Origin of the sequence: Citrobacter sp. CK206 (assembly GCF_030333125.1) — a bacterium.
Taxonomy (GTDB): domain Bacteria; phylum Pseudomonadota; class Gammaproteobacteria; order Enterobacterales; family Enterobacteriaceae; genus Citrobacter_B; species Citrobacter_B koseri.
Genome location: NZ_JAOWGM010000020.1, coordinates 134,908 through 159,432, shown reverse-complemented (window position 1 = coordinate 159,432; position 24,525 = coordinate 134,908). Strand labels below are relative to the sequence as shown.

The 24,525-nt window shown below is 56.0% G+C and carries 20 protein-coding genes and 1 riboswitch; of the genes, 7 read left to right on the top strand and 13 right to left on the bottom strand.

The genetic code is table 11. The features are described from left to right. Nucleotides 1–27: 27 nt before the first annotated feature. The 4 genes from polB to araB all read right to left on the bottom strand — a co-directional run bounded on the left by polB (nt 28) and on the right by araB (nt 6,493). Entirely contained in the window at nt 28–2,379 is a 2,352-nt protein-coding gene (gene polB, locus OGX81_RS01515) for a DNA polymerase II (RefSeq protein ID WP_104867778.1), read from the bottom strand. A gap of 97 nt (nt 2,380–2,476) precedes the next feature. Then, the gene (araD, locus tag OGX81_RS01510) at nt 2,477–3,172 is read right to left on the bottom strand and encodes an L-ribulose-5-phosphate 4-epimerase (protein WP_012134107.1); all 696 of its coding nucleotides are present in this window, start codon (nt 3,170–3,172) and stop codon (nt 2,477–2,479) included. A 98-nt stretch (nt 3,173–3,270) separates the two neighbouring features. Then, nucleotides 3,271–4,773 (bottom strand): L-arabinose isomerase, encoded by a 1,503-nt coding sequence (gene araA / locus OGX81_RS01505; RefSeq protein ID WP_047458964.1) that lies wholly within the window; start codon nt 4,771–4,773, stop codon nt 3,271–3,273. 10 nt (nt 4,774–4,783) lie between these two features. Next, on the bottom strand, nt 4,784–6,493 hold the full coding sequence (gene araB / locus OGX81_RS01500) for a ribulokinase (protein ID WP_049008525.1): 1,710 nt from the start codon (nt 6,491–6,493) through the stop codon (nt 4,784–4,786). Nucleotides 6,494–6,833: 340 nt separating this feature from the next. On the opposite strand from araB, the gene araC reads away from it, so the two are divergent. Then, on the top strand, nt 6,834–7,679 hold the full coding sequence (gene araC, locus OGX81_RS01495; protein WP_012134104.1) for an arabinose operon transcriptional regulator AraC: 846 nt from the start codon (nt 6,834–6,836) through the stop codon (nt 7,677–7,679). 119 nt (nt 7,680–7,798) lie between these two features. Further along, nucleotides 7,799–8,566: a DedA family protein gene (locus OGX81_RS01490; RefSeq protein WP_012134103.1), complete on the top strand. Its 768-nt coding sequence runs from the start codon at nt 7,799–7,801 to the stop codon at nt 8,564–8,566. A 92-nt stretch (nt 8,567–8,658) separates the two neighbouring features. Here OGX81_RS01490 and thiQ read toward each other — a convergent pair whose 3' ends face one another. From thiQ to sgrR, 4 genes are all read right to left on the bottom strand, one after another. Next, nucleotides 8,659–9,357, bottom strand: a complete 699-nt coding sequence (gene thiQ / locus OGX81_RS01485; protein ID WP_058668564.1) for a thiamine ABC transporter ATP-binding protein ThiQ — start codon at nt 9,355–9,357, stop codon at nt 8,659–8,661. Next, entirely contained in the window at nt 9,341–10,951 is a 1,611-nt protein-coding gene (gene thiP / locus OGX81_RS01480) for a thiamine/thiamine pyrophosphate ABC transporter permease ThiP (RefSeq protein ID WP_104867777.1), read from the bottom strand. The genes thiQ and thiP overlap by 17 nt, the downstream gene beginning before the upstream one ends. Beyond that, a complete protein-coding gene (gene thiB, locus OGX81_RS01475) occupies nt 10,927–11,910 on the bottom strand; it encodes a thiamine ABC transporter substrate binding subunit (RefSeq protein WP_104869085.1) in 984 nt (327 codons plus the stop codon). The genes thiP and thiB overlap by 25 nt, the downstream gene beginning before the upstream one ends. 31 nt (nt 11,911–11,941) lie before the next feature. Continuing rightward, a riboswitch (TPP riboswitch) is annotated at nt 11,942–12,063 on the bottom strand. A 33-nt stretch (nt 12,064–12,096) separates the two neighbouring features. Next, nucleotides 12,097–13,752, bottom strand: a complete 1,656-nt coding sequence (gene sgrR / locus OGX81_RS01470) for an HTH-type transcriptional regulator SgrR (RefSeq protein WP_012134099.1) — start codon at nt 13,750–13,752, stop codon at nt 12,097–12,099. A 93-nt stretch (nt 13,753–13,845) separates the two neighbouring features. On the opposite strand from sgrR, the gene sgrT reads away from it, so the two are divergent. Both sgrT and OGX81_RS01460 read left to right on the top strand, forming a co-directional pair. After that, nucleotides 13,846–13,968 (top strand): glucose uptake inhibitor SgrT, encoded by a 123-nt coding sequence (gene sgrT, locus OGX81_RS01465; protein ID WP_024130713.1) that lies wholly within the window; start codon nt 13,846–13,848, stop codon nt 13,966–13,968. 122 nt (nt 13,969–14,090) lie between these two features. After that, nucleotides 14,091–15,269 (top strand): sugar efflux transporter, encoded by a 1,179-nt coding sequence (locus OGX81_RS01460; RefSeq protein WP_104867776.1) that lies wholly within the window; start codon nt 14,091–14,093, stop codon nt 15,267–15,269. A gap of 89 nt (nt 15,270–15,358) precedes the next feature. Here OGX81_RS01460 and leuD read toward each other — a convergent pair whose 3' ends face one another. From leuD to leuL, 5 genes are all read right to left on the bottom strand, one after another. After that, on the bottom strand, nt 15,359–15,964 hold the full coding sequence (gene leuD, locus OGX81_RS01455) for a 3-isopropylmalate dehydratase small subunit (RefSeq protein ID WP_049008518.1): 606 nt from the start codon (nt 15,962–15,964) through the stop codon (nt 15,359–15,361). A gap of 10 nt (nt 15,965–15,974) precedes the next feature. Beyond that, complete coding sequence (gene leuC, locus OGX81_RS01450; protein ID WP_104867775.1) at nt 15,975–17,375, bottom strand: 3-isopropylmalate dehydratase large subunit; 1,401 nt, start codon at nt 17,373–17,375, stop codon at nt 15,975–15,977. Nucleotides 17,376–17,377: 2 nt separating this feature from the next. After that, nucleotides 17,378–18,469: a 3-isopropylmalate dehydrogenase gene (gene leuB, locus OGX81_RS01445; protein WP_012134092.1), complete on the bottom strand. Its 1,092-nt coding sequence runs from the start codon at nt 18,467–18,469 to the stop codon at nt 17,378–17,380. Then, nucleotides 18,469–20,040, bottom strand: coding sequence for a 2-isopropylmalate synthase (leuA, locus tag OGX81_RS01440; RefSeq protein WP_104867774.1), 1,572 nt, complete (start codon nt 20,038–20,040; stop codon nt 18,469–18,471). Before leuA ends, leuB begins: the two co-directional genes overlap by 1 nt. Before the next feature lie 90 nt (nt 20,041–20,130). Next, nucleotides 20,131–20,217: a leu operon leader peptide gene (gene leuL / locus OGX81_RS01435; protein WP_047458945.1), complete on the bottom strand. Its 87-nt coding sequence runs from the start codon at nt 20,215–20,217 to the stop codon at nt 20,131–20,133. Nucleotides 20,218–20,876: 659 nt separating this feature from the next. Here leuL and leuO point away from each other — a divergent pair. From leuO to ilvN, 3 genes are all read left to right on the top strand, one after another. Further along, nucleotides 20,877–21,821 carry a transcriptional regulator LeuO gene (leuO, locus tag OGX81_RS01430; protein WP_012134089.1) on the top strand — a complete coding sequence of 315 codons (945 nt, stop codon included), beginning with the start codon at nt 20,877–20,879 and terminating at the stop codon, nt 21,819–21,821. Nucleotides 21,822–22,139: 318 nt separating this feature from the next. Continuing rightward, complete coding sequence (ilvI, locus tag OGX81_RS01425) at nt 22,140–23,864, top strand: acetolactate synthase 3 large subunit (protein WP_012134088.1); 1,725 nt, start codon at nt 22,140–22,142, stop codon at nt 23,862–23,864. A gap of 2 nt (nt 23,865–23,866) precedes the next feature. Next, entirely contained in the window at nt 23,867–24,358 is a 492-nt protein-coding gene (gene ilvN / locus OGX81_RS01420; RefSeq protein ID WP_003829566.1) for an acetolactate synthase small subunit, read from the top strand. Nucleotides 24,359–24,525 lie beyond the last annotated feature (167 nt).

The following is a 24,525-nucleotide window of genomic DNA, read 5'->3' as shown; positions in this document are numbered from 1 at the left end:
AATGGATGGCGGCGCATTCGTCACGCGTCAAAATAACCCCAGTTGTCCTGTGAGTAGTGTAGCAAAATTATCATCGATGAAGGGAAGTATTCCCTCTGCGACTGGCTGTAGCTGGCGGGTTAAATAGTGCTCGTAATCCAGCGGTGAATGCCGGTAATCCAGCGGCTCAGGGCCGTTAGTCGTCCACACGTATTTGATCGTGCCGCGGTTCTGATACTGCGCCGGGCGCCCCAGTTTGATGTTTTGTTCATCGGCGAGCCGGGCGGCGCGAACGTGCGGCGGAACGTTACGCTGATATTCGCTCAACGGGCGGCGCAGTCGCTTGCGGTAAACCAGCTGTTCATCCAGCTTGCCCGTCATCAGGTTATCGATGGTTTCCCGGACATACTCCTGATAGGGTTCCTGGCGGAAGATACGCAGGTAAAGCTCCTGCTGGAATCGTTGCGCCAGCGGCGTCCAGTCGGTGCGCACGGTCTCCAACCCTTTAAATACCATTCGCTGCTTCTCGCCTTCCTGAATCAGCCCGGCATAGCGCTTTTTGCTGCCGGTGTCCGCCCCGCGAATGGTCGGCATCAGAAAACGGCGGAAGTGGGTTTCAAACTCTAATTCCAGCGCGCTGGTCAGCTTTTGCTGTTGCAGGGATTGCGTCCACCAGTCATTCACATGACGCACCAGCTCGCGGCCAATCCTTGCCGCCTCGTCTTCAGAATGCGCGCCTTTCAGCCAGACGAAAGTGGAATCCGTATCGCCGTAGATCACGTCATAGCCCTGCGCTTCGATCAGCGTTTTGGTCTGACGCATGATCGCGTGGCCGCGCATGGTGATCGACGAGGCCAGTCGGGGATCGAAAAAGCGGCAGGCCGTCGTCCCGAGCACGCCGTAAAACGCATTCATGATGATCTTCAGCGCCTGGGACAGCGGTTTATTGCCGTGGCGTTTGGCCTCATCGCGCCCATGCCAGATCTGCGTGACGATCTCCGGGAGACAGTGCGTTTCTCGCGAGAACCAGGCGTCAAGAAAGCCTTCGGTGCTGTGTGTCGGGTCCGGTTGTGCCATCCCTTCCACCAGCCCAACCGGGTCGATCAGGAACGTGCGAATGATCGACGGGTACAGGCTCTTATAATCCAGCACCAGTACGGAGTCATACAGGCCAGGGCGCGAGTCCATCACGTAACCGCCAGGACTGGCATGCGGCGGGACTTCACCGAGATTCGGCGCAACGTAACCGGCGCGATGCATACGGGGAAAATAGAGATGACCGAAGGCGGCGACAGAACCGCCGTGGCGGTCAGCGGGCAGACCGTTAACGGTGGCGCGCTCCAGTAAAAACGGCATGATCTCCGTCTTATGAAAAATCTGCGTCACCAGCTCGCAGTCCTTGAGGTTATATGTGGCGAGCGCGGGCTTATCTTCGGCGAAACGGCGGTCAATTTCGTCCATTCTGTCCCAGGGATTATCGATCGATTTCCCTTCGCCAAGCAGCTCCTGGGCCACGGTTTCCAGTGAAAATGATGAGAAATTCCAGAACGCGGATTTGAGCGCCTCAATGCCGTCAATAATCAACCGCCCTTTGGCCTGGGCGAAAAACACGCCGTTCTTGAAACCGTGCTCGCGCCATTCCAGCTCGGTGTTGTCGCGCCCCAGACGTAGAGGGATACGATAGCGCTCGGCATGTTTTTGCAGGACGCGTAAATCAAACTGCACCACGTTCCAGCCGATGATCACATCGGGATCGTGCCGGGCAAACCAGTCGTTGAGTTTTTCCAGCAGCAGCGGGCGGCTCGCCGCATACTCAAGCTGGAAATCCAGCGCCGAGGCATCGCCATTCGCCGGGCCGAGCATAAAAACGACGCGTTGCCCGCAGCCTTGCAGGCCAATGCAGTACAGCTCGCCGTGTCGGGTGGTTTCAATATCCAGCGATACCCATTTCAGCGGGGGACGGTAGTCTGGGTGCGGTTTCAGGCGGGCATTGACGATCGCGCCGTCTTTTGTGTCGCCCTCCAGCCAAACGGGAGCGGTGATAAACCGCTCCATCAGGTAACGTTCCGGCGGGCGCACATCGGCTTCATAGACCGTTACGCCCTGTTCTTTCAGCTGTTTTTCCAGACGCATCAGCTGTCGGTGCGAGCGGCAGTACAACCCCGAGACAGGCTGGCGATGAAAATCCTGCAAATTGAGCGGCGTCAGGCGATAGCCGTTTTCTGTGCGCAGCAGCGAGGTGACGCGGGCGGCCTGATGCGTAGGGATAAACGCGACCGACTCCTGCGGCGCGAGCGTGACCTGCAAAGGACCGGTGTCCGTTGCCAGCCAGAATGAGACCTCTGTTCCTTGCGGGGTATCCCGCCAGTGCCGGGTTAAAATAAAACCTGCCTGCGCCACGCTGCGTACTCATTAAAAAACCAGGCATGATTATAGCCTGGTTCGGAACGTTTTGCTGTGGTTTTATACAGGTATGGTTGCGCCGTCGGGTTATCCATTACTGCCCGTAATAGGCCTTCGCCCCGTGTTTGCGCAGGTAGTGCTTATCCAGCAACGTTTGCTGCATATCCGGCAACTGTGGCGCAAGCTGGCGGCAGAAGATGCCCATACAGGCGACCTCCTCCAGCACAATGGCGTTATGCACCGCGTCTTCGGCGTTTTTTCCCCAGGTGAACGGACCGTGTGAATGCACCAGCACGCCGGGCATCTGCGCGGCATCGATACCCTGTTTTTCAAAGGTTTCAACGATGACGTTGCCCGTTTCCCATTCATATTCGCCGTTGATCTCCGCATCGGTCATTTTGCGCGTGCAGGGGATCGTGCCGTAAAAATAGTCCGCATGGGTCGTCCCCGTCGCCGGGATGGATTGCCCGGCCTGCGCCCAGATGGTCGCGTGGCGCGAATGGGTGTGGACGATGCCGCCAATCGACGGGAAAGACTGATACAACAGACGGTGGGTCGGCGTATCGGAGGAGGGCTTTTTCGTTCCTTCCACCACTTCACCCGTGGCAATGCTGACCACCACCATATCCTCTGCGCTCATCACGCTGTAGTCGACGCCGGAAGGTTTGATGATGAAGACGCCGCGCTCGCGATCGACGGCGCTGACGTTTCCCCAGGTGAGAGTCACCAGATTGTGTTTTGGCAGCGCCAGATTGGCTTCCAGTACCTGACGTTTGAGATCTTCTAACATAGCTGTCTCCACGCCGGATGGCGCTGCGCTTATCCGGCCTACGAGGTTGGTGCGACCTGTAGGCCGGATAAGGCATTTACGCCGCCATCCGGCAACTGTTAACGTTTGAAACCGTAATAAACTTCGTTCCAGCGCAGCGCGTCTTTAAAGGCGGGCAGGCGGGTATCGTTATCGATGACGGTGATTTCGATATCGTGCATCTCTGCGAACTGGCGCATATCGTTCAGATCCAGCGCATGGCTGAAGACGGTGTGGTGCGCGCCACCGGCGAGAATCCACGCTTCGGATGCGGTGGTCAGATCCGGCTGGGCTTTCCACAGCGCGTTGGCGACCGGCAGCTTCGGCAGGTCATGCGGCGTTTTTACGGTGTCGATGCAGTTGACCAGCAGACGATAGCGATCGCCGAGGTCGATCAGGCTGGCGACGATCGCCGGGCCGGTTTGGGTGTTAAAGATCAGACGTGCGGGCGCGTCTTTACCCCCGATGCCGAGGTGCTGCACGTCGAGGATCGGTTTTTCTTCCACCGCGATAGACGGGCATACTTCCAGCATGTGCGAGCCGAGCACCAGATCGTTGCCCTTCTCAAAGTGGTAGGTGTAATCCTCCATAAATGAGGTGCCGCCCGGCAAACCGCCAGACATCACTTTCATGATGCGAAGCAGCGCGGCGGTTTTCCAGTCGCCTTCGCCAGCGAAACCGTAGCCCTGTTGCATCAGGCGCTGTACGGCCAGCCCTGGAAGCTGCTTCAGGCCGTGTAAATCTTCAAACGTCGTGGTGAACGCGTGGAAGCCGCCCTGTTCCAGAAAGCGCTTCATGCCCAGTTCAATACGCGCGGCTTCCAGCACGTTCTGCCGCTTGTCGCCGTGAATTTGCGTCGCGGGCGTCAGGGTATAGCGGCTTTCGTATTCATCCACCAGCGCGTTAATGTCGCCGTCGCTAACCGCATTCACGACCTGCACCAGGTCGCCCACCGCCCAGGTATTCACCGAGAAGCCGAACTTGATCTGCGCCGCCACTTTATCGCCGTCGGTCACGGCCACTTCACGCATGTTGTCGCCAAAGCGGCACACTTTCAGGTGGCGGGTATCCTGTCTGGAGACCGCCTGGCGCATCCATGAGCCGATACGCGCGTGCGCGTGTTTGTCCTGCCAGTGACCGGTCACTACCGCGTGCTGCTGACGCATACGCGCGCCGATAAAACCAAACTCGCGTCCGCCGTGCGCGGTCTGATTCAGGTTCATAAAGTCCATGTCGATGCTGTCCCACGGCAGGGCGGCATTGAACTGGGTGTGGAACTGCAACAGCGGCTTGTTGAGAATACTCAGCCCGTTAATCCACATTTTCGCGGGCGAGAAGGTGTGCAGCCAGACCACCAGGCCCGCACAGCGATCGTCATAACTGGCGTCACGACAAATCGCGGTGATCTCGTCAGGCGACGTCCCCAGCGGTTTCAGCACCAGTTTGCAGGGCAGTTTCGCTTCGGTATTCAGCGCCTTTACCACATGTTCGGCATGCTGAGTAACCTGGCGCAGCGTTTCAGAGCCATACAAATGCTGGCTGCCAATCACAAACCACACTTCATAGTTGTCAAAAATCGTCATTGTCGTGTCCTTAATGGGTCAGGGTTGCCTGGCTGACCGGGGTTTTTGGCGCCGGGGCGGCAGTCGGAAGATAGTGTTGTTCGGCGCTGACCGCCCACTGCCGGTAGCGCTGATAAAGCTGTTCGAAGCGTTGAGCCTGTTCCGGGCGCGGTTGCAGGGTGTTCTCTACGGCGCTGGCCATTTTTTGTTGTGCGGCAGGGATATCGACATGCGCTTTTGCGGCGACGGCGGCAAAAATGGCGGCGCCTAACGCGCAGCACTGGTCTGAGGCGACAATCTGTAGCGGACGGTTGAGCACGTCGCAGCAGGCCTGCATGATCACCTGATTCTTACGGGCGATGCCGCCCAGCGCCATCACGTTGTTGACGGCAATGCCCTGTTCGGTAAAGCATTCCTGAATGGCGCGTGCGCCGAAGGCGGTGGCGGCGATCAGGCCGCCAAACAGCGCTGGCGCATCGGTGGCGAGATTCAGATCGCTAATCACCCCTTTCAGACGCTGATTAGCGTTCGGCGTGCGGCGACCGTTAAACCAGTCGAGCACCACGGGCAGATGATCCAGCGATGGATTCTTCGCCCACGCCTCGGTCAGCGCCGGGAGTAGCTGCTTTTGGCTGATGGCGATTTGGTCTTTCAGTTCAGGATGCTGCGCCGCAAGCTGCTCCAGCGGCCAGCCGAGAATGCGGCCAAACCAGGCATAGATATCGCCGAATGCCGACTGTCCCGCTTCCAGTCCAATAAAATCAGGCACGACGCTGCCGTCTACCTGGCCGCAAATGCCTTTCACCGCACGGTCGCCGACGCTCTGCTTGTCGGCAATCAGAATGTCGCAGGTCGATGTGCCGATCACTTTCACCAGCGCATTCGGCTGCGCGCCCGCGCCAACCGCGCCCATATGGCAGTCAAACGCGCCGCCAGAGATGACCACGCTTTCCGGCAGGCCGAGGCGTTGCGCCCACTCCGCGCACAGCGTGCCAACTGGCAGATCGGCAGTGAAGGTGTCGGTAAACAGCGGCCAGGCGAGGTGGCGGTTGATGATGGGATCGAGGTCATCAAAGAAACTGGCGGGCGGCAAACCGCCCCAGCTCTCATGCCACAGCGATTTATGTCCGGCGCTACAGCGACCACGGCGAATATCCTGCGGGCGCGTGGTGCCGGAGAGCAGGGCAGGCACCCAGTCGCACAGCTCAATCCAGGAGGCGGCGGCCTGCGCGACGGCGCTGTCCTGACGCGTAACGTGCAGAATTTTCGCCCAGAACCATTCGCTGGAGTAAATACCGCCGATGTAGCGGGAATAATCGGTTTTGCCCGGCGTATGGCACAGGCGGGTGATGGCTTCCGCTTCTTCGACCGAGGTGTGATCTTTCCATAGGACGAACATCGCATTCGGGTTTTCGGCGAACTCAGGACGCAGCGCCAGTACGTGGCCGTCGGCATCAATGGGGGCGGGGGTGGAGCCGGTGCTGTCGACGCCGATGCCGACCACCTCGCCACGCTGTGACGCGCTCAGGGTCGCGAGGACGTTTTTCAACGCGGCTTCCATTGACTCTATGTAGTCGCGTGGATGATGGCGGAACTGGTTGTTCGGGGCGTCGCAATAGCGCCCTTCCTGCCAGCGGGGATACCACTCTACGCAGGTGGCGATCTCTTCCCCGGTGGCGCAATCCACCGCCAGAGCACGAACTGAATCACTGCCAAAATCGAGGCCAATTGCAATCGCCATCGTCTTACTCCAATCGAAAAAAACAGGTATGGAGAAACAGTAGATAGCGGGGATAAAAACCGTCAGGCAGGATCCGCTAATCTTATGGATTAAAATGCTATGGCATTGCAAAGTGTGACGCCGTGCAAATATTCAATGTGGACATTTCTGTCGTAGTTATAGACACTTTTGTTACCCGTTTTTATCGCCTTCGCAATCGGCCTTTGTTACAAATCTCTTTTCGCAAGCGGGGTTGATGGTCCGTAACCGCAATGACGGCGGGGCGCAGAGGGGAAGGTGAAGATGTCTCACTCAATATGGACAATTGGTTTCTTCTCAGAACGCCGGGAGTATTGAATTTATGGCTGAAACGCAAAATGATCCCCTGTTGCCGGGCTATTCGTTTAATGCGCATCTGGTTGCCGGGCTGACGCCCATTGAGGCGAACGGCTATCTGGATTTTTTTATCGACCGCCCGCTGGGGATGAAGGGGTATATCCTTAATCTTACGATTCGCGGGGAAGGGGTGATCAATAACCACGGCAAACAGTTTGTCTGCCGTCCGGGGGATATTTTGCTGTTTCCGCCTGGCGAGGTACACCACTACGGTCGCCATCCTAACGCGAGCGAATGGTATCACCAGTGGGTGTACTTCCGACCGCGCGCCTACTGGCAGGAGTGGCTCACCTGGCCGACGATTTTTGCGCAGACCGGTTTTTTCCGCCCTGACGAAGCGCACCAGCCGCGCTTTAATGAGCTTTTTGGTCAAATCATCAATGCCGGGCAGGGGGAAGGGCGCTACTCTGAACTGCTGGCGATTAACCTGCTGGAGCAGCTTCTGCTGCGACGTATGGAGGCGATCAATGAATCGTTGCATCCGCCGATGGACAGCCGGGTGCGCGACGCCTGTCAGTACATCAGCGATCATCTGGCGGACAGCCAGTTTGATATTGCCAGCGTGGCGCAGCACGTCTGTCTGTCGCCGTCCCGCCTGTCGCATCTGTTCCGCCAACAGTTAGGCATTAGCGTACTGAGCTGGCGCGAGGATCAGCGCATCAGCCAGGCGAAGCTGCTGCTCAGCACGACGCGGATGCCGATAGCCACCGTCGGGCGCAATGTCGGGTTTGACGATCAGCTTTATTTCTCTCGCGTCTTTAAAAAATGTACCGGGGCCAGCCCGAGCGAGTTCCGCGCTGGTTGTGAATAAAAAGTGAATGATGTGTCTGCAAAGATGTCATAACGCGTAATCTATTCAGACAATTGGCGACTTGACGAAGCGGGTGAGGGTTAGCAGAATCGCTGCTTCGTAAATCTGACGGACACATTATGCAAGCATTGCTGGAACACTTTATTCTCCAATCCGCTCTGTACTCGCTAATTGCGGTGGCGCTGGTGGCCTTTCTGGAGTCGCTGGCGTTGGTCGGTCTGATTCTGCCCGGTACGGTGATGATGGCGGGGCTGGGGGCGCTTATCGGCAGCGGTGAGCTGAATTTCTGGCATGCGTGGCTGGCGGGCATTATCGGTTGCCTGCTGGGGGACTGGATCTCCTTCTGGTTGGGCTGGCGCTTCAAAAAGCCGCTGCACCGCTGGTCTTTTATGAAAAAGAACAAAGCGCTGCTGGATAAAACCGAACACGCGCTGCATCAACACAGCATGTTCACCATTCTGGTCGGGCGTTTTGTCGGCCCGACGCGGCCGCTGGTGCCGATGGTGGCGGGGATGCTGGATCTGCCCGTCGCGAAATTTATCGTGCCGAATATTATTGGCTGCGTGCTGTGGCCGCCGTTCTATTTCTTGCCGGGGATTCTGGCGGGCGCTGCGATCGACATTCCGGCCGATATGCAGAGCGGCTATTTCAAATGGCTGTTGTTGGCAACGGCGCTGCTGCTGTGGCTGGCGGCCTGGCTGTGCTGGCGGTTATGGCGTAGCGGTAAGGCCGCCGCCGATCGCTTAACGCCGTTTTTACCGCGAGGCCGCCTGTTATGGCTGGCGCCGGTGATGCTCGGCGCGGGCATTGTCGCGCTGGTGATGCTGCTTCGTCATCCGCTGATGCCGGTGTATATCGATATTCTGCGTAAAGTCGTGGGTTACTGAGGAATCTTTTGCCGGATGGCGCTGACGCTTATCCGGCCTACAACGGATGCCTGTCCGTAGGCCCGGTAAGCGTAGCGCCGCCGGGTATCCCATTACGCTTTAATGCCCAGTAATGCCGAAGCGCTGGCCTGACCGCTTAATAACTCATCCGTTTTGCCCTGCCATGCGATACGCCCGTCGGCCACGACAATCGAGCGTGACGCAATGCGCGCGGCATCTTCCACGCTATGCGACACCATCAGCAGGGTTAATTGCTGATCGCGGCAGACGTCGCTGACCAGCGTCAGCATCTCCTGACGCAGGGCGGGATCGAGAGCGGAAAACGGCTCGTCGAGCAGCAATACCGGCTGCTCGCGCACCAGGCAGCGCGCAAGCGCCACGCGTTGACGTTGCCCGCCGGAAAGCTCGCCCGGCAGGCGCTCCAGCAGATTTTCGATCCCCATCTGGCGTGCAATATGATGCAGCTTCTCCCGCTGAGCCGCGTTCAGCTTTAGCCCAGGGTTTAACCCCAGCCCGATGTTCTGCTGCACGTTCAGGTGGCTGAACAGATTATTTTCCTGAAACAGCATGGAAACGGGACGGCGGGAGGGCGGTGTCGTGGTGTGATCCTGACCTTCAATCATTATTGTGCCGCTGGCCGGTGTCAGAAACCCGGCGATTAAATTCAGCAACGTACTTTTCCCGGCGCCGCTTGGCCCGAGAACCGCCACCTGTTCACCGCGCGCCACCGACAGTGTGAAGCGCATGGGCAAATGGTGATAAAGCCAGGTGATATCAGTCAGTTTTAACATTTCGCCCCGGTAATTTTTCGATAACGGTAAACAGCATAAAGCAGAGCATCAGCAGTAATAATGCGGTAACTGCGCCATCCTGGCTGCGATAGGAGCCAATTTGCTGATACAGATAAAACGGCAGCGTGCGGAAATCGTCGTTGCCAAACAGCGCCACCACGCCAAAATCTCCGATGGAGAGCACGCAGGCAAAGGCCAGCGCCTGCGCCAGAGGGCGTTTCAGGGCGCGCAGTTCCACCACCTTCAGTCGCGACCATCCCTCAATGCCCAATGACTGACACAGCATACTGTAGCGTGCGGTCACGTCGCGCATGGGGTTTTCCAGCACTTTTAGCGCATAGGGAATCGCCATTAGCGCGTTGGTGAAAATCACAATACCGTCAGCCGACTCCGGTAGTCCAACGCTGTTGTTGAGCAGTAAAAAGAAGCCGGTCGCCAGCACGATGCCGGGCATGGCAAGGATCAACATCCCGCTCAGTTCCAGCGCCTGACCTGCCAGCACCTGCTGGCGGGCGCGCAGTTCGCGGCTGCTCCATAAAAGCATCATCGTCAGGATGACGCACAGCACTCCCGCCGCCAGCGCAATGCGCAGAGAGGTCCACAGCGCCTGCCACAAAATGGGTTGCGCCAGCACGTCCAGCAGGCTGCGATTGACGCCATCAATAATAACCGCCAGCAGCGGCGGGAGAAGCAACAGCAGCGCCAGGGCGATCAGCAGGCTGTCCGTCAGGCGGCTGTGGAGCCGATCGTCAGGGTCGCGCCAGCCTTGCACCAGCGTGACGCCGGGGACAATGGCTTTACTCAGCCGCTGGCTCAGCAGCACCAGCGCCAGACAACATATCATCTGGATCAGCGCCAGCATGGCCGCACGGGCAGGATCGTAGTCGTAGCTCAGCGCCTGATAGATGGCCAGCTCGATAGTGGTAGCCTGCGGGCCGCCGCCAAGTGACAACACGGTGGCGAAACTGGCGAAACAGAGCATAAAAATCAGCGCCGCCACCGGCGGGATTTGACGACGCAGCCACGGCCATTCAACAAAGCGGAAGAAGTGCCAGCCGCGCATACCTAGCTGCGCGGCGAGCTGTCGCTGTTCGCCGGGAATGTTTTCCAGCGCCTGAAGCAGCAGGCGGCTTGCCATCGGCAGGTTAAAAAAGACGTGCGCCAGTAAAATCCCCTGCAAGCCGTAGGGCGAGAAATGCCACTCCCGCCCCAGCGTATGCCACAGCGAGGCCAGCCAGCCCTGGCGACCGTAGACGCTGAGGATACCGAAAACGGCGACCAGCACCGGTAAAATCAGCGTCATGGCGCACAGGCGCAATAACGCCAGACGTCCGGGAAAACGGCGACGATAGAGCGCTCTGGCGAGGAAAATCGCCGGGATGACGGAGAGCAGCGCCGACAGGAACGCCTGCCAGAACGAGAAACGCACGACGTGCCACAGGTAGCTGTCCTGCCACAGCGACGACCATTCACCCTGCGGCGCGTTAAGCCATAGCGCCAGAAATGCCGCCAGAGCCACTGCCACCATCAGCGCGGCGGCAGAAAGCCCGGGTATCAGCCAGCCGGGAATTAGCGGCTGACGGCGCGTTGCCATTCGCTAATCCATGCCTGACGCTGGGATGCCACTTCCGCAGGCGTAAATTCCAGCGTGGTGGATGGCTTCGTCAGTTGTTCAAATCCTGCGGGCAGGGCGACGTCAGCGACCGGATACATCCAGTTGCCGGTAGGAATGGCGTTCTGGAATGCCGGTGAAACCATAAACTTGAGGAATTTTTCTGCCAGTTCCGGCTGTTTGCTGGCGGCAGTGCGCGCAGCCACTTCCACTTGCAGGTAATGACCTTCGCTGAAGCTGGCGGCGGCGTAGTTATCTTTCTTCTCTTCGATGATGTGATACGCCGGAGAGGTGGTGTAGCTCAGCACCAGATCGCTTTCGCCTTTCAGGAACAGGCCGTAGGATTCGCTCCAGCCTTTGGTGACGGTGACCGTTTTGGCCGCCAGTTTTTGCCAGGCTTCCGGCGCGTTATTGCCGTAGACTTTCTGCATCCACAGCAGCAGACCCAGCCCCGGTGTACTGGTGCGCGGGTCCTGATAAATCACGCGCCATTTCCGATCGCTCTCTACCAGTTCTTTCAGGCTTTTCGGTGGGTTTTTCAGTTTGTTTTTGTCATAGATGAAGGCGAAGTAGCCATAATCAAACGGCACGAATGTGTCGTTATGCCAGCCGCCTGGCACGTTAACCGCATCAGGTGCAATGCCGCTTTTTGCGAACAGGTGGGTTTGCGTGGCGGCTTCCAGCAGGTTGTTGTCCAGGCCAAGCACCACGTCGGCTTTGCTGTTTTTCCCTTCCATTCGCAGGCGGTTGAGCAGCGAAACGCCATCTTCCAGCGCCACCAGCTTCAGTTCGCAATCACAGTCAGATTCAAAGGCTTTTTTGATTGTCGGGCCAGGCCCCCAGTCGGCAGCGAAGGAGTCATAGGTATAGACGGTCAGAACAGGTTTGGCGAAGGCAGGCGCTGCGCACAGGAGTAGCAAGGGAAGACATTTTTTTAACACTTTGCACCTCATAAAGTGGGTGGCAAAGGACTTGAGAAGCAGTCTCAAATCCCTTCGCCGGCGTTATCCGGATCAGGTTCGACGGGTATTTTCTCAGCCCATACACTTCACGAATGGTTTTGCGTATGTTTATCAGCACCCCGTTGAGGACGGCGTTAGTGTAGTGATTTTGTTGCTAAGCGGCAATCATGGGTCGGGTGGCGCAAACCATGCCGATTTAAAGTCAAACCAGCCGAGGGTGTTCATACGTAGCCCGCGCATACTACGCTGCCCCTGGATGATCAGCCAGTGGTGGATCAGCGGGACGATCGCTTTACTGGCGAGCAATTGCTGGCACCACACTGCCAGGTTCATCTCGCCGTTTCGCCACTGCGCGGCGTCGCCCTCCCAGTCCAGCGGGATGCAATGCTGCAACAGCGGGACTTCGCACAGGTGCGCAAACAGGGAAAAATCGAGCGGTAGCGTAAAGTTGGCGCTGTTGAGCCAGATGTCGCTTGTGACCTCCCCCGCATGCCATTGATCGTAGTCGATCTCATGGATATCCAGATGGACCTGATGTTCAGCCAGCAGTTGGCTCATGATCTGCGCGATCACCCGATGTTCGATGTGGTCGTGGTAGTAGGTCAGCGTGATCGTCTCCAGCCCGGCGGGTTTTTCGCCGTGTCCCGGGCGGGCATGGTGCCAGCGGGGCAGTAATCCGTAAGCCGGGAACCAGTGGCGCTGGTATTGCTCGTCGGCATAGAAGAGCAAATTGCTGGGGGAGAGCACGCGGCTTATCCACTCTCTGACTTCCTGATTCGCGCCGCGATTCGTCCGGGCGTCGAACAGCATATAGTAGCAGCCCTCTTCCAGCCGGCTTTCGATGGCTTTTTCATCTTCGGTCGGCCCTTTTAACGTCAGACCGCCGTTCGGTTCGTCGCCAATGTCCGGCAATACCCAGACGTTCACTTCATCAATCAGCGCCCGATAGCCGAAGAAATCATCAAAGGCGTGGATTTTTAACTGGTTGCGCGTATTACGCATCACCGCGTAAGGGCCGGTGCCGATCGGATGGCTGGAGAAATTATTCAGCGTTTCCCACTCCCGCGGCAGGATCATCGCCGGAACCTGACCCAGCAGCCACGGTAGCCAGCGATCCGGCTGCGACAGGTGAATATCCAGCGTCCAGGCGGTGGGGGAGACTATCTCGGTAATGTGCGAGTAGAGCGGCAGGGCGTTGATGCGCGTCAGTGAGGCAATGACATCCTCCATCTCCAGCTCGCGTCCGTGATGGAAGTGAATCCCCGGACGAAGAAAAAAACGCCACTGCAAAGGGGAAATCTGTTGCCAGTGGTGGGCAATATCGGCTTCCAGTTCCCCATTTTCCTCATTTACGCGCGTCAGTGCGCTGAAAATTTGCCGGGCGATATGGGTTTCTGAACGACGCAATGCGGTGCCAGGCAGCAGGTTGTGCATTGGACGATAGTAGAGCACGCGCAGAATATGCCGCCCCTGGCGAAAGCTGCGCCCCAGGTGGGACACCAGCATTTGCCGCACGGCGGTTTTGTCGCCCACCAGCTGTACCAGCTGGTCGATGCGATCTTGCTCCAGCAGGTCTTCCGCCCGCTGCTGCTGTAGCGCCAGCCCGGTATAGAGGAAGGTCAGACGGGAGCGTTTCCCGCGTCCGACCTCCGCCTCCCACGTCAACCAGCCACGTTCCTGCATGGTATTCAGCAGCGTACGCATATGGCGGCGGGAGCAGCTCAGCAGGTCCGCCAGCTCGTTGAGCGTGGTGTCTTGCGTTTTGCCGTCGCAGCATTGCCACAGACGGATGAACTGTTGTTGCAGACGACCTGAAGACATAAAAGGGGAACTCCTGCGCAAAACTCAGCAATTTTACTATCCCCATATTAGGTCAATAATGGATTCCGATGAAGCAATATGGAGAGGTCTTCGATGCGTCAGTTTTATTTGAAGTACTTTACCGCGACAGAAGGGTTGTCCTGGTTGGCTTGTCCGAGCGCGCCGCAGCGCTTAAAGATGCTTGAAGAACTGATGCAGTGGGAGGTGACTGCCTGACCTCGGATTTCCGAATTGCAGACATCATGTGTGACTGAGTATTGGTGTTTATCGCCGCGCCAGCAGATAATTCCTGCTGGCTTTTTTCGTTTCGGCTGCGTTTAGACATAAAAAGGGAAAGTATGCTCTGGTTAATGACGATGGGACGGCGCCTCAACGGTGTTTATGCCGCTTTTATGCTGGTTGCCTTTATGATGGGCGTGGCGGGAGCGTTGCAGGCACCGACGCTGAGCCTGTTTTTGAGTCGTGAAGTTGGTGCGCAGCCGTTCTGGGTCGGCCTTTTTTACACGGTCAACGCGATTGCCGGGATTCTGGTCAGCCTTGCATTAGCAAAACGCTCGGACAGTAAAGGCGATCGCCGTAAGCTGATTATGTTCTGCTGCCTGATGGCGATTGGCAACGCGCTACTGTTCGCCTTCAATCGCCATTATCTCACCCTGATCACCTGCGGCGTGTTATTCGCGTCGCTGGCCAATACCGCCATGCCGCAGCTATTTGCGTTGGCGCGGGAATATGCCGATAACTCCGCGCGTGAAGTGGTGATGTTTAGCTCGGTAATGCGTGCGCAGCTTTCACTGGCATGGGTGATTGGCCCGCCGCTGGCTTTTATGCTGGCGCTGAACTATGGCTTCACGACGATGTTTTCCATTGCCGCCGGCATATTCGCCATCAGCCTGGCGTTGATTGCTTTTATTCTGCCCTCGGTGGCGCGCGTTGAGCAGCCTGCCGATGTTCCGGTCACGGAAGCGGGCGGCTGGCAGGATAAAAACGTCCGTATGCTGTTTATCGCCTCCACGCTGATGTGGACCTGCAACACCATGTACATCATTGATATGCCGCTATGGATAAGCCTTGAGCTGGGTTTACCGGATAAACTGGCCGGAATATTGATGGGAACCGCAGCAGGTCTGGAGATCCCGGCGATGATTCTGGCTGGCTACTCGGTGAAGCGCTTCGGTAAGCGGCGGATGATGGTTATCGCCGTGGCTGCGGGGGTACTGTTTTATCTCGGCCTGATTTTCTTTCACAGCCAGACGGCTTTGCTTATCCTGCAACTGTTTAACGCGGTGTTTATCGGCATTGTGGCGGGGATTGGCATGCTGTGGTTTCAGGATTTAATGCCTGGCCGCGCCGGTTCAGCCACCACGCTGTTTACCAACAGTATCTCCACGGGAGTGATTCTGGCGGGGGTGATTCAGGGCGCGGTCGCGCAAAGCTACGGGCATTTCGCTGTTTACTGGGTGATAGCGGCGATTTCGCTGGTGGCGCTGGTGATGACCGGGCGGGTGAAGGATGTGTAAAAAATGCCGGATGACGGCTTCGCCTTATCCGGCCTACACAGAGTGGCAGGCCGGATAAACGAAGTGCTATCCGGCAGGTATGCTGAGAATCAGCGCATAAACGACGGTTGTTTCTCTTCGTATGCCGCAATTGCGCTTTCGTGTTGCAGCGTCAGGCCGATGCTGTCCAGACCGTTCAACATGCAGTGGCGGCGGAAGTCGTCGATTTTAAAGCTGTAGGACTTATCGCCCGCTTTTACTACCTGCGCTTCCAGATCCACTTCAAATTTAATCCCCGGATTGGCTTTCACCAGGGCGAACAGTTCATCGACCTCTTCATCGCTCAGTTTCACCGGCAGCAGCTGGTTGTTAAAGCTGTTGCCATAGAAGATATCCGCGAAGCTCGGCGCGATGACCACTTTAAAGCCGTAATCAGTCAGCGCCCACGGCGCGTGCTCGCGCGATGAACCGCAGCCGAAGTTTTCCCGCGCCAGCAGAATCGACGCGCCTTTATATTCCGGGAAGTTCAGCACGAACTCCGGGTTCGGCTGCTGACCCTTTTCATCCAGAAAACGCCAGTCATTGAACAGATGTGCGCCAAAACCGGTGCGGGTGACTTTCTGTAAAAACTGTTTCGGTATAATCGCGTCGGTATCGACGTTAGCAGCATCCAGCGGGACGACCAGGCCGGTGTGTTGGGTAAATTTCTCTGCCATGGTGTGCTCCTTATTTGATGCTGCGAATATCGGCGAAATGACCGGTGACGGCGGCAGCGGCAGCCATCGCCGGGCTAACCAGATGCGTGCGTCCGCCGCGCCCCTGACGACCTTCAAAGTTACGGTTGCTGGTGGAGGCGCAGCGCTCGCCCGGATTCAGTCGGTCGTTGTTCATCGCCAGACACATAGAACAGCCTGGTAAACGCCATTCAAAACCGGCTTCGATAAAGATCTTATCCAGACCTTCCGCCTCTGCCTGCGCTTTTACCGGGCCGGAGCCGGGAACCACCAGAGCCTGAACGCCCGGTGCAACTTTACGCCCTTTGGCGATTTCCGCCGCCGCGCGTAAATCTTCAATACGCGAGTTGGTGCAGGAACCGATAAACACTTTGTCGATCGCCACGTCGGTTAACGGAATGCCCGGTTTCAGCCCCATATAGGCCAGCGCTTTTTCGGCACTTGCGCGCTCGACAGGATCGGCAAACGAGGCCGGATCGGGGATGTTGTCGTTGACGGAGATAACCTGACCCGGGTTGGTTCCCCAGGTAACCTGCGGCGCAATGTTTTCCGCTTGCAGGGTCACGACGGTATCGAACGTTGCGCCGTCGTCGGTTTTCAGGGTTTTCCAGTATGCGACGGCATCGTCAAAATCGCTGCCTTTCGGGGCGTGCAGACGCCCTTTTACGTAGTTGAAGGTGGTGTCATCCGGCGCGACCAGACCGGCTTTGGCGCCCATCTCGATCGCCATGTTGCACAGGGTCATACGACCTTCCATGCTCAGATTGCGAATTGCTTCGCCGCAGAACTCGACCACATGGCCCGTACCGCCCGCACTGCCGGTTTTACCGATAATCGCCAGCACGATATCTTTCGCCGTAATGCCCGGCGCAGCTGTGCCTTTCACCTCAATCTTCATGGTTTTTGCGCGGCCCTGTTTCAGGGTCTGCGTCGCCAGAACGTGTTCAACCTCGGAGGTGCCGATGCCAAACGCCAGCGCGCCGAATGCGCCGTGCGTGGCGGTATGGGAATCGCCGCAAACAATGGTCATCCCCGGTAAGGTCACGCCCTGTTCCGGCCCCATTACGTGGACGATCCCCTGATACGGGTGGTTCAGGTCATACAGCTCCACGCCGAACGCTTTGCAGTTTTTGATCAACTCCTGCATCTGAATCCGCGCCATCTCGCCAGAGGCGTTGATGTCTTTGGTTTGCGTAGAGACGTTATGATCCATCGTCGCGAAGGTTTTACCGGGCTGGCGAACCGGGCGGCCGTGGGCGCGCAGGCCGTCAAACGCCTGCGGAGAGGTCACTTCATGCACCAGATGCCTGTCAATGTACAGCAGCGGGGTTTCGTTCTGCGCCTCATAAACCACATGCGCATCGAACAATTTTTCATACAACGTTTTAGCCATGATTACACCCCTTCGGCGACATAACGGGCAATGATGTCGCCCATCTCATCAGTACTGACAGCGGCAGCGCCACGGGCTAAATCACCGGTGCGAATACCTTCTTCTAATGCGCGGTTAATGGCGCTTTCAATGGCCGTTGCCGCATCGTCGGCATCCAGGCTGTAACGCAGCAGTAACGCCAGCGACAGGATCTGCGCGATCGGGTTGGCGATGTTTTTCCCGGCGATATCCGGCGCAGAACCGCCCGCCGGTTCATACAGGCCGAAACCCTGTTCGTTCAGGCTGGCGGAAGGCAACATCCCCATTGAGCCGGTGATCATCGCGCATTCGTCAGACAGAATGTCGCCAAACAGGTTGGAGCACAGCAGCACGTCAAACTGAGAGGGATCTTTAATCAACTGCATCGTGGCATTGTCGATGTACATGTGCGCCAGTTCGACATCCGGGTACGCTTTGGCGACCTCATTGACGATCTCGCGCCACAGAATGGACGTTTGCAGGACGTTGGCTTTGTCGATCGACGTAACCTTACGGCGACGTTTACGCGCCGATTCGAAGGCGATGCGCGCAATACGTTCGATTTCAAAACGGTGATACACCTCGGTATCGAAGGCTTTTTCATGTTGCCCGCTGCCTTCGCGGCCTTTCGGCTGACCAAAATAGATCCCGCCGGTCAATTCACGCACGCACAGGATGTCGAAACCGTTGGCTGCGATGTCGGCGCGCAGCGGACAGAAGGCTTCCAGCCCCTGGTACAGCTTTGCCGGACGCAGGTTGCTAAACAATTTGAAGTGTTTACGCAGCGGCAGCAATGCGCCGCGTTCCGGTTGGCTGTCCGGCGGCAGATTTTCCCATTTCGGGCCGCCGACGGAGCCAAACAGAATGGCATCCGCTTGTTCACAGCCTTCAACGGTCGCTTTCGGCAGCGGTTGACCGTGGTTGTCGATAGCGGCGCCGCCGACATCGTAATGGCTGGTGGTAATGCGCATGGCAAAACGACTGCGAACGGCTTCCAGGACTTTCAGGGCTTGCGCCATCACTTCCGGGCCAATACCGTCACCCGGCAAAACAGCAATATGGTAATTCTTCGACATCACACGGTTTCCTTATTGTTCTCTTTATTCTGAGCTTTGCGTTGCAATTCTTTTTCGACTTCGGCGGCACGCCAGATGTTGTTCAGGACATGCACCATCGCTTTCGCGGAAGACTCCACGATATCGGTCGCCAGACCGACCCCGTGGAAGCGACGGTCGTTATAGTTGGCGACGATATCCACCTGGCCCAGCGCATCTTTGCCGTGGCCTTTCGCCGACAGGCTGTATTTCACCAGTTCGATGTTGTAATCGGTGATGCGGTTGATGGCCTGGTAAATGGCATCGACCGGGCCGTTGCCGTTCGCGGCTTCCGCTTTGATGTCGTCGCCGCAGGCCAGTTTGACGGAGGCCGTGGCGATATCGTTAGAGCCGGACTGCACGCTGAAATAGTCCAGACGGAAATGCTCTGGCTCTTCCTGTTGTTTATTGATGAAGGCCAGCGCCTCCAGGTCGTAATCGAATACCTGACCTTTTTTATCCGCCAGCTTCAGGAAAGCGTCGTACAGGTTATCCAGATTGTATTCACTTTCTTTATAGCCCATCTCGTCCATACGGTGTTTTACGGCAGCACGCCCGGAGCGAGAGGTCAGGTTCAACTGGATCTGGTTCAGGCCGATAGACTCTGGCGTCATGATTTCGTAGTTTTCACGGTTTTTCAGCACGCCGTCCTGGTGAATGCCGGAGGAGTGGGCGAATGCGCCGCTGCCGACAATCGCTTTGTTCGCCGGGATTGGCATGTTGCAGATCTGACTGACCAACTGGCTGGTGCGCCAGATCTCCTGGTGATTGATGCGGGTATGCACATTCAGAATGTCCTTGCGTACCTTGATCGCCATGATGACTTCTTCCAGCGAGCAGTTACCGGCACGTTCGCCGATACCGTTCATGGCACCTTCAACCTGACGCGCGCCCGCGTGGACGGCCGCCAGCGCGTTGCCGACGCCCAGACCTAAATCATCATGGGTATGTACGGAGATGATGGCCTTGTCGATATTCGGTACGCGCTCATACAGCCCGGAAATAATACCGCCGAACTCGAAGGGCATGGTGTAGCCCACGGTATCGGGAATGTTGATCGTTTTCGCGCCCGCATTGATCGCCGCTTCCACGACGCGAGCGAGATCGTCAATCGGGGTACGACCTGCGTCTTCGCATGAGAACTCCACGTCATCAGTGTAATTACGCGCACGCTTAACCATATAGATAGCACGCTCAATCACTTCATCCAGCGTGCTGCGCAGCTTGGTGGCGATATGCATCGGCGAGGTGGCGATAAAGGTATGGATGCGAAAAGCGTCCGCGACCTTCAGTGATTCTGCCGCGACGTCGATGTCTTTTTCCACGCAGCGGGCTAACGCGCAAACGCGGCTGTTTTTGACCTGGCGGGCGATAGTCTGTACCGACTCAAAATCGCCAGGTGAAGAGACGGGAAAACCCACTTCCATCACATCGACGCCCATACGTTCAAGGGCCAGGGCAATTTGCAGCTTTTCTTTCACACTCAGGCTAGCCTGTAACGCCTGTTCACCGTCGCGTAAAGTGGTATCGAAAATAATGACTTGCTGGCTCATGGTTTAGGTCCTTGTCTCTTTAGGGCGCCTTGCTTCGAGCATAAAAAAACCCGCGCAACGGCGCGGGTTTTTAATCTTACTGATGCTGACTTAATGCTGAATGTCGCTCACCAGTCTACCGCGCAACGAAGATGCGTTTAGTAGTAGTAGACCGTTAAAGCGAGCGATACGAATCATTAAATCAACTCCAGATGAATGCGATATGCTTTTAGTGGTACTGGATACGCTGCGCGATGTCAACCCTGTTGCAGATAAACCCTCCCATGCAGAGGGGATCTTGCGTTCTGTACTTTAGCTAATTGTGCTGAAGTTTCAGGCGAATGCAAAATAAATCGGCAGAGGGTGCGTACATACTTTTCACTGTTTGACATATTTGAGCATGTTTATTTGCAACTACAGCAAGCTGAAAGGGGGGTAAAGGTATTGCAAAGGTCGTACTTATCTTTTTGATTTTATTTATTTTTATATCTTTCGTGAATAAATTAATGAATCCGTTGCACACGTTATTGATAAATTATTGTTAAGAGTAAAAGCACAACTAATATAAACAATTAATTAAAACTTAATTTATTATTCACCAAAAGCATGATTGTGTATTCGCCACGCTTATGTTTATATTGCTTTTGTAATTTAAACATTATGAATCATCGTGCTGTGGCCTCTGCCGTATTGTACTGGCATGGGCTTTCGCCTTTTCCTGAACGATGCCTTTATGTTTTCCTAATTTTTATGTTTTCTCTTTTTCTTATTTTATATGCATGATAAATCATATTTCCTGAGATTATTTCTGCATTTCGTCAAGAAAAAGGGAGTTTAGTGTGACAGTGGAGTTAACTATGCCAGAGATAGAAATAGATAAACCGCATCCGATAGAAATGGTTAAGCCTCAGCTTCGTATGGTTGATCTGAATTTACTGACCGTCTTTGACGCCGTGATGCAAGAGCAGAATATCACGCGGGCGGCCCACTCCCTGGGGATGTCGCAGCCTGCCGTCAGTAATGCGGTGGCGCGTCTGAAAGTCATGTTTAATGACGAGCTGTTTGTCCGGTACGGACGCGGTATCCAGCCAACGGCGCGCGCTTATCAGCTATTTGGTTCTGTTCGCCAGGCGTTACAGTTGGTGCAAAATGAGTTGCCCGGTTCAGGTTTTGAACCCGCCAGCAGCGAGCGTGTATTCCATCTTTGCGTGTGCAGCCCGCTGGATAATATTCTGACGTCGCTTATTTATAATCGCGTTGAAAAGATTGCGCCGAATATTCATGTCGTTTTTAAATCATCGTTAAATCAAAATACGGAACATCAGCTGCGTTATCAGGAAACGGAATTTGTTATTGGGTATGAAGAGTTTCGCCGTCCTGAGTTTACCAGCGTATCGTTATTTAAAGATGAAATGGTGCTGGTCGCCAGCAGAAAACATCCGCGTATCAGCGGTCCGTTGCTGGAGAGCGATGTTTATAATGAACAACATGCGGTCGTTTCACTCGATCGCTATGCCTCATTTAGCCAGCCGTGGTATGACACGCCAGACAGACAAAGCTGCATTGCTTATCAGGGAATGGCGTTGATCAGCGTGCTTAATGTTGTCTCTCAAACGCAGCTGGTGGCAGTTGCGCCGCGTTGGTTAGCCGATGAATTTGCCGAGTCATTAGCGTTACAGATATTACCGTTGCCTTTAAAACTGAATAGCCGGACCTGTTATCTTTCCTGGCATGATGCCGCGGGTCGGGATAAGGGTCATCAATGGATGGAAGAGTTATTGGTTTCTGTCTGTCAAAAGTGAATACGGGTGGAATAAATCAGAGTGAAATATCTGGTTTATTCTGCTTTTTCGTCTGTGTGTGAAATTTTATACTGAATTGTGCATCCAGGCGCTTTACGCATATCGCAAAAAATGGCGATATTGCTGTAAGTCCCCATTTTTAAGCGATTATTTATCATCACATCTGCTTATCCTGGTGTAATTCGCCGTTTCTTCTGCGCTTTCATCTCATTTATTCTTATTTATCTTCGAACGACGACATCAGCCTGAATTGCCTGCGTCATGGTGAGCAGTTAATGTGTTAGCAAAAGGTAAATCATCATAATAGTGGAGCAAGCCATGGAGATGTTGTCTGGAGCCGAGATGGTCGTCCGATCGCTCATCGATCAGGGCGTGAAGCAGGTATTCGGTTATCCCGGGGGCGCGGTCCTCGATATTTATGATGCGCTGCACACGGTCGGTGGTATCGATCATGTGCTTGTCCGTCATGAACAAGCGGCTGTGCATATGGCGGATGGCCTGGCGCGGGCAACAGGTGAAGTCGGGGTCGTTCTGGTCACTTCCGGGCCAGGCGCCACGAATGCGATCACCGGTATTGCCACGGCCTATATGGACTCCATTCCTCTGGTCATCCTTTCCGGGCAAGTGGCGACGTCGTTGATTGGCTATGACGCCTTTCAGGAATGCGACATGGTGGGGATATCACGTCCGGTGGTGAAACACAGCTTCCTCGTTAAACAGACGGAAGACATCCCGCAGGTGCTGAAAAAAGCGTTCTGGCTGGCGGCAAGCGGGCGTCCTGGACCCGTGGTCGTGGACCTCCCGAAAGATATTTTGAATCCGGCGAAAAAGTTGCCTTACGTCTGGCCGGAGTCGGTCAGTATGCGCTCTTATAACCCGACCACGACAGGGCATAAAGGGCAGATTAAGCGCGCGCTGCAAACGCTGGCGGCGGCAAAAAAACCGGTGGTCTACGTCGGCGGCGGTGCAGTGAATGCGGGTTGTCATGAACAACTGCGGCAAACCATTGAAGCGCTCAACCTGCCGGTCGTCTCGTCGCTGATGGGGCTGGGCGCATTCCCGGCCACGCATCGTCAGTCGTTAGGGATGCTGGGGATGCACGGCACCTATGAAGCCAACATGACCATGCATCATTCCGATGTGATTTTTGCCGTCGGGGTGCGTTTTGACGATCGCACGACCAATAATCTGGCGAAATACTGCCCGAATGCGACCGTGCTGCATATCGATATCGATCCGACGTCTATCTCTAAAACCGTGACGGCGGATATTCCCATTGTGGGCGATGCGCGCCTGGTTCTGGAGCAAATGCTGGAATTACTGCCGCAGGAAGTCGCGCAGCAGCCGCTGGATGATATTCGCGACTGGTGGCAACACATTGAACGCTGGCGCGCCCGTCAGTGCCTGAAATATGACACCCAAAGCGAGAGCATTAAACCGCAGGCGGTGATCGAAGCTATCTGGCGTCTGACGAAAGGCGATGCGTATGTCACTTCTGATGTCGGCCAGCACCAGATGTTCGCCGCGCTCTACTACCCCTTTGATAAGCCGCGTCGCTGGATTAACTCCGGCGGTCTCGGCACGATGGGCTTTGGCCTGCCAGCGGCTCTGGGCGTGAAGATGGCGCTGCCGGATGAAACGGTAGTGTGCGTCACGGGAGATGGCAGCATTCAGATGAACATCCAGGAGCTGTCGACGGCGCTGCAATATGAACTGCCGGTGCTGGTGCTCAACCTTAACAACCGCTATCTCGGCATGGTCAAACAATGGCAGGACATGATCTACTCCGGGCGTCATTCGCAATCTTACATGCAGTCGCTGCCCGATTTTGTACGCCTTGCCGAGGCTTATGGGCATATCGGTATCCAGATTAATCATCCAGATGAACTGGAGAGCAAGCTGGGCGAAGCGCTGGAACATGTGCGTAACCATCGTCTGGTGTTTGTCGATGTCACCGTCGATGGCAGTGAGCATGTCTACCCGATGCAGATTCGTGGGGGCGGGATGGATGAAATGTGGTTAAGCAAAACGGAGAGGACCTGATTATGCGCCGGATATTATCAGTATTGCTGGAAAACGAGTCGGGTGCATTGTCGCGTGTGATTGGCCTCTTCGCCCAGCGTGGATACAACATTGAAAGCCTTACCGTCGCGCCGACCGACGATCCGACGTTATCGCGTATGACCATCCAGACAGTTGGCGATGAGAAAGTCCTGGAGCAGATCGAAAAGCAGCTTCACAAGCTGGTGGATGTTCTGCGCGTCAGCGAACTTGGGCAGGGCGCGCACGTTGAGCGAGAAATCATGCTGGTGAAGATTCAGGCCAGCGGGTACGGAAGGGAAGAGGTGAAGCGCAACACGGAGATTTTCCGTGGGCAGATTATTGATGTCACGCCTTCTATTTATACCGTCCAGCTGGCAGGCACCAGCGATAAGCTGGACGCGTTTCTGGCGACGCTGCGTGAAGTGGCGAAAATTGTTGAAGTTGCCCGTTCCGGCGTCGTCGGGCTTTCGCGCGGCGACAAGATCATGCGTTAGTCATTGTGTTGTCTTTCAATTGTAGGCCTGATAAGCGAAGCGTCATCAGGCCATTATACCCTGCCGGATGGCGCTAATGCTTATCCGGCCTACAGGAGACGTCTCAACCTCCGCCGACGCTACCCGTTGGCTTTTTTTTGCGAAATCAGTGGTAACCCGGAATAAAA

Bases quoted from the DNA above. Each gene is read 5' to 3' on its own strand.
- araD (WP_012134107.1), bottom strand. From the start codon at position 3,172: ATGTTAGAAGATCTCAAACGTCAGGTACTGGAAGCCAATCTGGCGCTG.
- araA (WP_047458964.1), bottom strand. From the start codon at position 4,773: ATGACGATTTTTGACAACTATGAAGTGTGGTTTGTGATTGGCAGCCAG.
- araB (WP_049008525.1), bottom strand. From the start codon at position 6,493: ATGGCGATTGCAATTGGCCTCGATTTTGGCAGTGATTCAGTTCGTGCT.
- araC (WP_012134104.1), top strand. From the start codon at position 6,834: ATGGCTGAAACGCAAAATGATCCCCTGTTGCCGGGCTATTCGTTTAAT.
- OGX81_RS01490 (WP_012134103.1), top strand. From the start codon at position 7,799: ATGCAAGCATTGCTGGAACACTTTATTCTCCAATCCGCTCTGTACTCG.
- thiQ (WP_058668564.1), bottom strand. From the start codon at position 9,357: ATGTTAAAACTGACTGATATCACCTGGCTTTATCACCATTTGCCCATG.
- thiP (WP_104867777.1), bottom strand. From the start codon at position 10,951: ATGGCAACGCGCCGTCAGCCGCTAATTCCCGGCTGGCTGATACCCGGG.
- sgrR (WP_012134099.1), bottom strand. From the start codon at position 13,752: ATGTCTTCAGGTCGTCTGCAACAACAGTTCATCCGTCTGTGGCAATGC.
- sgrT (WP_024130713.1), top strand. From the start codon at position 13,846: ATGCGTCAGTTTTATTTGAAGTACTTTACCGCGACAGAAGGGTTGTCC.
- OGX81_RS01460 (WP_104867776.1), top strand. From the start codon at position 14,091: ATGCTCTGGTTAATGACGATGGGACGGCGCCTCAACGGTGTTTATGCC.
- leuD (WP_049008518.1), bottom strand. From the start codon at position 15,964: ATGGCAGAGAAATTTACCCAACACACCGGCCTGGTCGTCCCGCTGGAT.
- leuC (WP_104867775.1), bottom strand. From the start codon at position 17,375: ATGGCTAAAACGTTGTATGAAAAATTGTTCGATGCGCATGTGGTTTAT.
- leuB (WP_012134092.1), bottom strand. From the start codon at position 18,469: ATGTCGAAGAATTACCATATTGCTGTTTTGCCGGGTGACGGTATTGGC.
- leuA (WP_104867774.1), bottom strand. From the start codon at position 20,040: ATGAGCCAGCAAGTCATTATTTTCGATACCACTTTACGCGACGGTGAA.
- leuL (WP_047458945.1), bottom strand. From the start codon at position 20,217: ATGATTCGTATCGCTCGCTTTAACGGTCTACTACTACTAAACGCATCT.
- leuO (WP_012134089.1), top strand. From the start codon at position 20,877: ATGCCAGAGATAGAAATAGATAAACCGCATCCGATAGAAATGGTTAAG.
- ilvI (WP_012134088.1), top strand. From the start codon at position 22,140: ATGGAGATGTTGTCTGGAGCCGAGATGGTCGTCCGATCGCTCATCGAT.
- ilvN (WP_003829566.1), top strand. From the start codon at position 23,867: ATGCGCCGGATATTATCAGTATTGCTGGAAAACGAGTCGGGTGCATTG.